Origin of the sequence: uncultured Flavobacterium sp. (assembly GCF_963975005.1) — a bacterium.
Taxonomy (GTDB): domain Bacteria; phylum Bacteroidota; class Bacteroidia; order Flavobacteriales; family Flavobacteriaceae; genus Flavobacterium.
Genome location: NZ_CAXBFR010000092.1, coordinates 1 through 11398, shown reverse-complemented (window position 1 = coordinate 11398; position 11398 = coordinate 1). Strand labels below are relative to the sequence as shown.

The window sequence follows — 11398 nt, the reverse complement described above, 5'->3', positions numbered from 1 at the left end:
AAACTGAAATTCCTGTAAACATTCAGCAAATAAAGAAAAAAATTAATTTAGATGACGAAACTTTAATTTCTCATGACTCTTATTTAGAATACATTACATACGAAATTTGTAAAAATGACAACAGAGATATTGACACAAAAATTAAAGAAATTGAAAACATATCCAAACTAAAAGAAAGTAAATTTAAAAACCGATTACTCTACTCGTATTTAAAAACAAATCTAGAAGATGCTACAAGTAGTGGTGAACGCAAAAACATCATAACTTCATATGCTAATAATATTACTGATGTAAAATTAAAAACCAATTTAGAAAATAATTTTAAAACGCTTGAAAGATTAGGAAAAGGCAATGAAGCAAGAGAAATAGCTTTAAAAGATTTAAATGGAACACTTTTAAATCTTTCTAAGTTTAAAGGAAAATTTATAGCTATTGATGTTTGGGCAACTTGGTGTGGACCATGTAAATACGAATCTCCTTATTTTGAAAAAATGGCTATAAAATATAAAAAAGAAAATATTGTTTTTGCAGCAATAAGCAGTGATAAAGATGAAAAAGCATGGTTTTTAGATGCCAAAAATAAATCAAAATCAGTACAGCAATTTCATTTAGAAAGTATGGTTGCTTTTTCAAAAGATTATAATGTAAATAGTATTCCAAGATTCATTTTAATTGATGATAAAGGGAAAATTTATAATTCAACAATGCCTAGACCAAGTGAGGCTTCATTTGAAATGGTTTTGAGAAAAGCATTAAATCTAAATGATTTAAATTAAATTTTAAAATCCCAAATTACATATGTCAATTTGGGATTTATTTATTTTTATTGATAATAAATACTAGTCCTTTTTTACGTATTGATTTAAAAATTAGTAAATTTGAGAAGCATTGAAAATAAAAAAAATAAATGAGAACTCCGCACAAAAAATTAAATCAACTAGCTTCAACCGCTATTTGTGGTAATGATATTAGTTCTTCTGTGTTATACGTTTCTGCTTTGGCCATTGGGTTTGCTGGACAATATGCTTGGATAACCCTATTAATCGTATCTTTTGTTCTATACCTTTTCCGAAAAATTTATGGTGAAGTTGTTGGTGCTCTTCCTCTAAATGGTGGTGCATACAATGCACTTTTAAATACTACTAGTAAAGGAACAGCATCTTTAGCAGCTACTTTGACATTATTATCTTATATGGCAACAGCTGTAATTTCAGCTAATGAAGGAATCCATTATTTACATCATTTAGTTCCTGTTTTGCCTATTATTCCAGTTACAATCGTGCTTCTATGTCTCTTTGCAATATTAGCCATAATTGGAATTACAGAATCAGCTAAAGTTGCTATTGGAATCTTTATTTTTCATTTAACTTCTCTGGCAATTTTAAGTGGTTTTATACTTTTTTATTTGACCCAAAATGGTATTGCTACACTATTTGAAAACTGGCATTTTCCAACTACAGGAGGGAGTATTACAAATGCCATATTTTTAGGTTTTGCAGCTTCTATGTTAGGCGTTTCTGGTTTTGAAAGTTCAGCTAACTTTGTGGAGGAACAAGAAAAGGGCGTTTTCCCAAAGACCTTAAGAAATATGTGGTCTATTGTTAGTATAATTAATCCATTAATGGCCGTATTTGCTTTGGCTATTTTTGCTATTCCTTTGTTACAAAGTGATGCTTATCAAAATACCCTGTTGATTCAAATGGGAGAAGAAGTAGGTGGCAAATGAATTGCTTCTTTAATTGCAATTGATGCCTTTTTAGTCCTAAGTGGTGCCGTTTTAACTAGCTTTGTTGGGGTTACAGGATTGTTAGAACGTATGACATTAGATAGAATTTTACCCCCTTTTTTTCTAAAGAAAAACAAAAAAGGAAGTTCATATAGAATCGTAATCATGTTTTTATTGCTTTCTGTTTCTGTTTTATTAATTACAAATGGTGATGTACGTTTATTAGCTGGTGTTTATACTATTTCCTTTTTATCTGTAATGGCCTTATTTGGTATTGGAAACATTCTGTTGAAAATTAAAAGAAATAGCCTTCCTAGACCAGAAAAAGCTTCTTGGATTGCTGTTATTGTTGCTATTATAGCCGTAGTTATTGCTTTAATTGGCAATATAACAATGACTCCTAAACCAGGTTTGCCAAGCAATTTACAGGTCTTCTCTTATTATTTTATACCTACAATTTTGTTTATAGCTGTAATGCTGAATCGTACCATTTTACTAAAAGCTGTTTTAAAAATATTAGATGCTTTTTTTGATCCAATTCGTAAATTTTCTGTGGTAACAGATAGAAAGATAAAAAGCATTTTACATAAAATAAATCAACAAGAGTTTGTGTTTTTTACAAAAGGAGATAACATTGCAACTTTAAACAAAGTAATGCAGTACATTGAAAGAAACGAACATACTAAAAAAATAAAAATTGTTACCGTTTTAGAAAAAGGAAAAACTGGACCTCCAAATTTAGCTCAAGAAATTGATTTTTTAGATAGAGAATATCCCGAAATAGATATAGAATTAGTGATTTTAGAAGGTGTATTTACACCCAAATTAATTCAAGAACTTTCTGAAAAATGGAATATTCCGGTCAACTTTATGTTTATTGGTTCACCTACTGAAAAATTTCCGTTCAAAGTTGAAGAATTAGGTGGTGTTCGATTAATAATTTAAACCAAAAGATTCCATTAAACGCTATATAAAAGCCTGTTAAAGTTATTGTTTGATAGGCTTAATTGTTCTATATTTATATTGTAAAATAAACAAAATGAAGATTTTTATACTACTACTGATGGCATTTATAAATACTGTAATGATATACGATTTTAACAAAAATTCTTCTCCGAAAGATTGGCTGATTGTTGATGATGGTGTAATGGGCGGTTTATCTGAAGGAAACTTTACTATTGATACTGATGGAAATGGCGTTTTTAATGGAACAGTTTCTTTAGAAAACAATGGTGGCTTTTCTTCTGTTCGTCATCAATTTGACAAAATTAAGGCAACAAAAGACAATAAAGTATTAATTCGATTAAAAGGTGATGGCAAAGAATACCAATTCAGAATTAAAGATAAATCAATCGCTTATTATTCATACATCACAACTTTTAAAACTACTGGAAAATGGGAAACTGTCGAAATCAAGCTAAGTGATTTGTATCCTTCTTTTAGAGGTCGAAAACTTGATTTACCAAATTATAATAGTGATTCTTTTGAAGAAATTGTGTTTTTAGTAGGCAACAAAAAAAATGAATCTTTTCAATTGGTTTTAGATAAAATTGAATTGGAATAACTTTTTTGTTATATTTGAAAAAAACATATGAAAAAAAATACTCCTCTTTTTTTTTGCTTTAATTATAATTTTCACATTGAATTCATGTTCATCAAACGATAAAGAAGAAATTGATTTTTCTAATTTGACAAATAGACAATGGAAAAGAACAAATTATAACTTACCAACGCCTTTTGATTTTAATTTAGATGGAACTTCATCTATAAACATGCTTGATGAATTTGATTGTTTAGCTGATGAATACTTTATTCTATCAGATGACAAACAAGTTAATTATTATTCAAGTCTTTTACTATTAACAATTTCAAGTCAAGACAATAGTGAAGTATATTCGTGTGGCATTACCAGATTTAGCATTGGTACTTTTGAAATGATTAATTCAAACACAATCCAATTAAACCTTAAAAGTTTTGATGGAATATCTAATCCAGAATATTCAATTCAGTTTAAAATTATAGGTGATAAATTGACTAGAATAGAAACAATAAATCATCCAACATCTTATAATACTATTACACATAAATATCAAAAAGAGTTCGTTCAAATAGAAGAACTATTTGAATACTAATTTCATCAAAAATGTTAACAATTAGAATTCTCTATTTTATTTTTCTATTAACTACTTTTTTGTCCTTTAGTCAAGAACGTCAAGCAAAGCTTATTTTTGCAGATAGTACAGAAGTTATTGGTTTTGGGGAAATTAGAAACAATAAAATTCTTTTTAGAATAAGTTTAGACAGCACTCAAACCAAATGGTCTCACGAAGATTTAGTTGATGGTTTTGAATATTATGGTAACGGCTTTTCGGAAAAATTTAAATACATATTACCTAATAAACGTTCTGAAAAACCAATGTTAATGGAAATTGTTGAAGAAGGAAGTGTTAATCTATATAAAGGCTTGAGAGCAATTTTTCCATATATAACTGGTGAAGAAAAAATTGTTAATGGTAGTACTGTTTTTGTTCCGGATGGTATAGCAAAAAAAGTCATTTATTATGTAAAAAGAAATGATGAAGCATATGCAACAGATATTTCATTTAGTTTCAAAAGTAAATCTTTACGCTATTTTAAAGATTGTAACTTAGTCACTAAAAAAATTAAATCAAAAGAATTCACTCTTAATAATGTTGAAGATTTAGTGTTTTTCTACAATGAATATTGCACCGACGAAGAAGAAATTATTGAAGACTAAAGTCAACTTCTTTTCTACTATCTTTGCGATTCAATTTTGAACATGAGTCTTACCCTACTTTCATCACCTTTGCAAGGTTTTACCGATTTCCGATTTAGAAATGCATTTCACAAGTACTTTGGTGGCATTGATACTTTTTATGCTCCTTATATTCGTTTGGACGGAAAATTGGTGATTAAAAATTCGTACCAACGCGATTTGCAATTGGAACACAACAACACTTTAGAGTTGATTCCACAAGTGATGACTAATGATGCTGATGAATTTTTGTTTGTGGTGAAATACATTCAAGAATTGGGTTACAAGGAACTGAATTGGAATTTAGGTTGTCCTTATCCCATGGTAACTAAAAAAGGAATGGGTTCTGGTTTAATTTGTGAACCGACAAAAATTGACCATATTTTAAATCGTGTACACAATGAAACTGACGTAATTGTTTCTATGAAAATGCGAATGGGTTACGAAAATCCAGAAGAGATTTTAGATGTTTTTCCGATTTTAGATAAATATCCTTTGAAAAATATTGCTATTCATGCTCGTATTGGCAAGCAATTGTATAAAGGTGGTGTCAATTTAGAAGCTTTTCAACGTTGTACTGAAAACACCAAACACAAATTGTATTATAATGGTGATATTACTTCTGTGGCCAAGTATAAAGAAATGCAAGAACGTTTTCCTAGTATTGATCATTTTATGATTGGTCGTGGCTTAATTGCTGATCCTTTTTTACCAAGCATGATAAAAAATGAAACAACCGAATATCCAAAAGACAGATGGAACATTTTTAACGAATTCCACGATACGATTTACCAAGAATATGATGCAGCACTTTCTGGACCAACTCCAATAAAAATGAAAATGTTAGGTTTTTGGGACTACTTTTCGACTTCGTTTTCCAACCCACAAAAGACTTTTAAAAAGATTAAAAAAGCCCAAAGCCCAAAAGCTTACCAAGAAGCTGTTAAGGAGATTTTTAATGGTGAGAAGTAGTTTGTGAGGTTTTTATTAGGGTTTGGTTATTTTTGTTATATTTGAAAATTATGATAATAAATGATTTTTGTAAATAATTCAAGAGATAATAAAAATGGAAAAAATAAATAAAGAAATAATTTTAAAAGCAATTCAAGAATCTGATTATATATTATTTTCAAGTCATAATAAACTATGCCTTCCAATTATTAAAAGAATTTACAAAAAAATGAACAATGGAATTAAGTTTGATGATATAAAAGTTTGTGATAAATTAATTATTGACGGTCACCACAGATATATAAGTTCATTATTGTCTAAAATGAAACTTGAAGAAATTAAATCTTCAAAAACAAGTGCTACAAATGAATATGATTGGTCTCTTGTTGAATTTGTTGAAGAAGAATGGGATACGGAAGATAAAATACTACGTTTGAATGAATTAGACGCACTTTACAACAATATTTCTTTAGAAAAAGTAATTGAAATAACAAAATAATTATTGTACTTTTGTATTATGTTATTATATTTAGACATAGATGGTGTAATGGTACCTGCAAATTCTTGGAGAAAACCTGAAATTTTAGAAGATGGTTTTCCAGAATTTAGTATAAACGCAGTTAAGTCACTTGATAGAATTATTTCTACATCAAGTGCAAATATTGTATTGACTACTTCTCATAAATATAAATACACTTTAAAAGAATGGAATAACATTTTTAATCGAAGAAATATTAAAGTTAATAAAATAACTAGGCTTCCTAAAAATGTAAATCACTTAAACAGAAAAGAAGAACTTATAAATTGGTTTAGTTCAAAAAAAATAAACGAAAAATTTATCATTATTGATGATGACAAATCTTTAAATGGATTACCTGATTTTTTAAAAGACAAATTAATCCAAACTAGTGGTTCGGTTGGTTTAACAGAATATTTGGCAGAAGAAGCTTTGGATATTATTAATAATTTAGAATACAAATTAGTGAAATAAAAATATCTCTTTAGAATTATACTAAAGGGATATATTTTTATAGAACATATTCTATAATACTACCAAAAAAACCTACCTAGTAAAAACCAAAAAATTCCCTTTACTCAAATTCCCATCAAAAGCATAACCTTCGTAATTGAATCCTTTTAATTATTTTTAAAGTTACTTTCAAATAAAAAAACTAATTTTAAACCTTTTTCAATAGTAGTAGTCTAACTACCAATACTAAATCTTTAAAAATGAGAACTCTAAAATTATTTTTATTGCTATTACTTTCATCACTTATTGGATGTAGTAAAGACGATGATTCTACAACACCTACTCAAGAAGAAGCTATGTATTTCCCTTCGAATACTAATTCGAATTGGGAAACAACATCAAGTACAAGTTTGGGTTGGAACCAAAGTCAAATTCAATCTTTAAAAGATTATCTGTTTCAAAAAAACACGAAATCGTTTATGATTCTTGTCAATGGAAGAATTGTAATGGAAGAATATTTTGATGGACATACCCAAGATGCTACTTGGCAATGGAACAGTGCAGGAAAAACACTAGTTTCAGAGACAACAGGAATTGCTCAACAAGAAGGTTTGCTTGATGTCAACAACAAAGTTTCTCAATATATTGGCAACGGTTGGACTAATGCTCCTCAAGCCAAAGAAGATTTAATTAAAGTTAGTCATGTGTTAACCATGTCTTCTGGACTTACTGATACGCAACTTGTAATTCCATCTAACTTAACGTATTTAGAAGATGCAGGAAATCGATGGTCTTATAGCAATGTTTTTCAAAAATTAATGGATGTTGTTGCTGCTTCAAGTAATCAAGATTTTGAATCTTATTTCAATACCAAATTAAAAAACAAAATTGGAATGGAAGGTTTTTGGAATAATGGCGTTATTTTTAAAATTTACCATAGCAATACCCGAAGTATGGCAAGATTTGGTCTACTTTCTTTGAATAAAGGCAAATGGATGAATGAGCAAATTATAAACGAAAACTATTTTAATGCAAGTATTTCAACTTCACAAAACATAAATCCATCCTATGGTTATTTATGGTGGTTGAATGGAAAAAGCAGTTATATGGTTCCTAGTGATCAAACCGTTTTTCCTGGATTTTTAGTAGCAAATGCACCAGCAGATATGTATGCTGCAATGGGTGCTGAAGACCAACGTATTTATGTAATTCCAAGTAGAAAAATGGTTATTATTCGAATGGGAAATGCATCAGATCCAGCTAATCCTAATTTTGCACTTTCTGGATTTGACAATGCTCTTTGGGAAAAAATAAATGCTGTAATCAATTAAAAATTACCTAGTAAAACCAACGTATTTCCTTTCTCAAATTGGCATAAAAAGCAGTATCTCATATAATTGAATTACCTTATAATTCCATTCTGATTTAATGTTGCTTTTTCTTTAAATTCTAAAGTTTTCCAGTTGGTGTTTTTGATTCCTTCTAATTGAATTTTATTATTCATTCTATTAATTTTAAAGATAAAATCTGAATTTTCTATTTCGCTTTTCAAATTAATATTAATCATACCACTTTGATTGAAATAAATATCTTTTTTCTTGGTAAAAGCCATTACACTAAAAGTAAAACCTTTTACAGTTTCAACTTGTAACCTATTGTTTTTTATTTCAAATTTAGCTTCAAAATTAGATTCAGAATTTAAAACACAAAATGAAGACATTGTCACAAATAAAACGAATAACAAAAATACTTTTTTCATATGACACAATTTGAAATTAGACATTATCAAATTTATAGATTTATCTAGTAAAAACCAAAGTATTTCCTTTACTCAAATTCGCATCAAAAGCATAACCTTCGTAATTGAATCCTTTTAAATCTTCGATCGTTTCTGCATTGTTGTCGATTATATATCTTACCATTAATCCTCTTGCTTTTTTGGCGAAGAAACTAATCATTTTTAGTTTTCCGTCTTTGTAATCTTTGAATTCTGGTGTAATTACAGGAACTTTTAAGGTCTTGGTGTCAACTGCACTGAAATATTCATTACTGGCTAAATTTAAGAATAATTCATCTTTTTTTAATTCTTCATTTAAAGTTTTGGTGATTGTCTTTTTCCAAAATTCGTATAAGTTCTTTTTAGTTCCAATTTTTATCGATGTTCCCATTTCCAAACGATAAGCTTGCATTAAATCAAAAGGTTTCAACAAACCATACAATCCTGAAAGAATTCGTAGTTTATCTTGCAAATCATCCAATTTTTCTGTTGGAATAGTATAAGCATCCAAACCTGTATAAACATCACCATCAAAAGCAAAAATAGCTGGTCGAGCATTTTCGGTTGTAAATGGAATTTCCCAAACCTGATTGCGTTCCCAATTCAAATTAGCCAACTTTTCAGAAATAGACATTAAATCCATTAACTGTTTTGGCTTTTGCTTTTTTAATGTTTTTTGAATGGTATTGGATTCCTTTAAAAATTGTGGTTCAGTATGCTTTTTTGTTGGCACTTCACTTTCAAAATTTAAAGACTTGGCTGGTGATATAACGATTTTCATAGACTAATTTTATTGAATTCAAATTTACAATTTCCTTTTCTAAAATCATATATGATAAAATGGATTATAGCGATTTTGGTATAAGGGAAATTTATAATTGTTACACAAAGTCTCTCAAAGGTTTTCACAGAGTTACTCTAAGTTTTTTTCAACCATGTAGAAATAATACTATATTTGATTTAAAGTAAAATTGTAAATGGAAATAATTTTAGATAATCAACTTGAATTCAGACAAAGAAAAAATTTATTAATATTAAATATTTCCTTATTACTTATTTTTTTTGGACTTTTTAAACTTGAAATTAGTCTAAAATTCATATTATTTCAAATACTATTTGGTTTTATTTTAAGTATTTTATTTTCATTATTGTGTTTAAAAAAAGGTCTATCAATCAAAAATAATTCATTATTTTACTGTTATTTCTTATTTAAATTTAAGTTATTTCACAAGAAAATAAATTTAGAAAACTTAACTGTTTTTACAATATTAAAATTTAATAAAAGTCTTGATTATGCTTATTATATTGGAATGTATAGAACTCCAACAAAGAGCATAGATCAATCTATGCAATATTCGTACAAATCATTTGAAATTCATTTATTAAATGAAAAACACACTTATAAAAAGAAAATAATTGCATTACAAAATGAAGAATTTAATGAATTAGCTATAAATTTTATTACAGAAAATTTAAAATTCAATTATGAAAATTATAGTCCAAACTTTAATTAATTAAAAATGCAAAAAAAATATAGAATAGGAGCTTTAGGAGCTTTAACTGATGAATATGAAAAAGTAATAATAGATTTTAAAAAAATGCTTTTGTCTATTTCTGACGCACAATTTATTAAAGTTTTGGATACAAATGAACCTTTAGATTTTCAATCGATAAGAAATATTACATTTCATGTTGTTCGTTCTGGTTATGTGTATTCTAATTACATTCGAAAATATTACAAGGAAGAAAGTATTGCTCCCGATTTTCAATTGGAAACTGTTGCACAAGCTATTGAAAATTTAGATTTGATGTTTGCTTATTCCGATGCTACTTTTGAAAATAAATGGCATTTTACCGATGATGATTTAATAAAAGTACGTATTACTACCTCTTGGACAACTTATGATTTAGAAGCTATTTGCGAGCACGCAATTGTTCATGTATTAAGACACAAGCGTCAAATTGAAAAAATATTTTTAAGCTAAAATTTAATTGTTAGTTAAATTATAATTTCATTTTGCTTTCTTATTATTTCATACATTTGCATTTTACAAAAAGTCATGATTAACCCATCAGCAAACGGTTGGATAAATAAGTTTTTCTCAGAAAATAAATCGAATTATAAAGAGTATAATAACGATTTGTTGGCTTTTTATCATGATGTAAGAACTTCTGGTTTTATTTATGGTCATGTGATTAGAATAAACCTCATTAATCTTTTAGACACAAAAGACCTTTCGAGTGATGAGATTACTAAATTAGCTTTACTGAACTCGCTTTTTTCAGTTTTTAAAATTGTTACCAAGTCAGATGATGAAAAAGATTTTGCAGAAAAAGCCATTGCATTTTATACTTTTCTGCATCAAAAAGGAAATATGCTATTCACTAAATCAAAACCTAATTTAGAAGAATGTATAGCTACAAGAATTCAAACTAACGAAAATATTTTTGCTCGTAATTTTTCACATATAATTACGAATGCCTTATTGTTTATGGATATTTTGGCATTTAAAAAATATTTGGAAACCTTTGAAAATCCTGTCAATTATTTAAAAAAAGTGGAAGAAAGTACCATTGTTTTGGTTTCAAATGCTTTATCTGTAAAGGAAAATCCATCACAATACGACAACCTTTTGGTTAAGCTATTTGAAAATTCATTACGTTATACTAAATTCTATAGAAAACAAGTAGAAGTTACTGATTTAGAACAATTTGAAAAATTCGATTCCATTATTGAAAAACTCTATTTATTGGATTTAGCCACTATGGCTATGTGGAGTGATGATGAATTAAGTTCTATAGAAAAAGATTATTTACTAAAGTTTTGTTCTGAATTGCATATTGAAGAAAATGAATATGTTATTAGTTTAAATAATATTGATACTTACATCAAACAATATCGAAATGAAATTCCGTATTTTAATTATTCAAATCCGGTTAAGCATTTTTATGAACAATCGAATAAAACGGTAACAAAACTAATTACGCGAAACGGAAAGCGTTTGACTAAAGAATTAAAAGAAAGTAAGGAGTTAGTCAGACTTTTAGCTAAATCAACTACTTCTGATTTGGACAAAGAAGAAAAAAAGAAAGTAAAAAAACAGTTACTTGATATTTGTAAAACAATACCTTCGTTAACTATCTTTTTACTTCCTGGTGGTGGATTGCTTTTACCAATTTTGATAAAATATATCCCAC

Annotated in this window: 13 protein-coding genes and 1 pseudogene; 12 read left to right on the top strand and 2 right to left on the bottom strand. The window is 27.8% G+C overall.

The window, feature by feature from the left end:
• From AACZ53_RS10850 to AACZ53_RS10810, 9 genes and pseudogenes are all read left to right on the top strand, one after another.
• The coding region (locus tag AACZ53_RS10850) for a TlpA disulfide reductase family protein (protein WP_339838202.1) at positions 1 to 776 on the top strand (776 nt) is incomplete at its 5' end.
• 131 nt (positions 777 to 907) lie between these two features.
• Positions 908 to 2671, top strand: a pseudogene (locus AACZ53_RS10845) (APC family permease).
• A 94-nt stretch (positions 2672 to 2765) separates the two neighbouring features.
• Positions 2766 to 3290, top strand: a complete 525-nt coding sequence (locus AACZ53_RS10840; protein WP_339838199.1) for a CIA30 family protein — start codon at positions 2766 to 2768, stop codon at positions 3288 to 3290.
• Between the two features lie 76 nt (positions 3291 to 3366).
• Entirely contained in the window at positions 3367 to 3858 is a 492-nt protein-coding gene (locus AACZ53_RS10835; protein ID WP_339838196.1) for a hypothetical protein, read from the top strand.
• 11 nt (positions 3859 to 3869) lie between these two features.
• Positions 3870 to 4484 carry a hypothetical protein gene (locus AACZ53_RS10830; RefSeq protein WP_339838193.1) on the top strand — a complete coding sequence of 205 codons (615 nt, stop codon included), beginning with the start codon at positions 3870 to 3872 and terminating at the stop codon, positions 4482 to 4484.
• A gap of 42 nt (positions 4485 to 4526) precedes the next feature.
• Positions 4527 to 5474, top strand: a complete 948-nt coding sequence (locus tag AACZ53_RS10825) for a tRNA-dihydrouridine synthase family protein (RefSeq protein ID WP_339838190.1) — start codon at positions 4527 to 4529, stop codon at positions 5472 to 5474.
• A gap of 94 nt (positions 5475 to 5568) precedes the next feature.
• The gene (locus tag AACZ53_RS10820) at positions 5569 to 5952 is read left to right on the top strand and encodes a hypothetical protein (protein WP_339838187.1); all 384 of its coding nucleotides are present in this window, start codon (positions 5569 to 5571) and stop codon (positions 5950 to 5952) included.
• Positions 5953 to 5970: 18 nt separating this feature from the next.
• Positions 5971 to 6444 (top strand): HAD domain-containing protein, encoded by a 474-nt coding sequence (locus AACZ53_RS10815; protein WP_339838184.1) that lies wholly within the window; start codon positions 5971 to 5973, stop codon positions 6442 to 6444.
• Between the two features lie 239 nt (positions 6445 to 6683).
• Positions 6684 to 7754, top strand: a complete 1071-nt coding sequence (locus AACZ53_RS10810; RefSeq protein WP_339838182.1) for a serine hydrolase — start codon at positions 6684 to 6686, stop codon at positions 7752 to 7754.
• Between the two features lie 71 nt (positions 7755 to 7825).
• Here the strand turns inward: AACZ53_RS10810 and AACZ53_RS10805 are convergent, their stop codons facing one another.
• Positions 7826 to 8182 carry a hypothetical protein gene (locus tag AACZ53_RS10805; protein WP_339838179.1) on the bottom strand — a complete coding sequence of 119 codons (357 nt, stop codon included), beginning with the start codon at positions 8180 to 8182 and terminating at the stop codon, positions 7826 to 7828.
• 40 nt (positions 8183 to 8222) lie between these two features.
• Positions 8223 to 8981, bottom strand: coding sequence for a peroxide stress protein YaaA (gene yaaA / locus AACZ53_RS10800; RefSeq protein WP_339838176.1), 759 nt, complete (start codon positions 8979 to 8981; stop codon positions 8223 to 8225).
• Between the two features lie 565 nt (positions 8982 to 9546).
• Here yaaA and AACZ53_RS10795 point away from each other — a divergent pair.
• From AACZ53_RS10795 to AACZ53_RS10785, 3 genes are all read left to right on the top strand, one after another.
• Entirely contained in the window at positions 9547 to 9714 is a 168-nt protein-coding gene (locus AACZ53_RS10795; RefSeq protein WP_339838173.1) for a hypothetical protein, read from the top strand.
• 6 nt (positions 9715 to 9720) lie between these two features.
• Positions 9721 to 10185: a hypothetical protein gene (locus AACZ53_RS10790; RefSeq protein WP_339838170.1), complete on the top strand. Its 465-nt coding sequence runs from the start codon at positions 9721 to 9723 to the stop codon at positions 10183 to 10185.
• Between the two features lie 75 nt (positions 10186 to 10260).
• A partial coding sequence (locus AACZ53_RS10785) for an LETM1-related biofilm-associated protein (protein ID WP_339838167.1) occupies positions 10261 to 11398 on the top strand: 1138 nt, incomplete at its 3' end.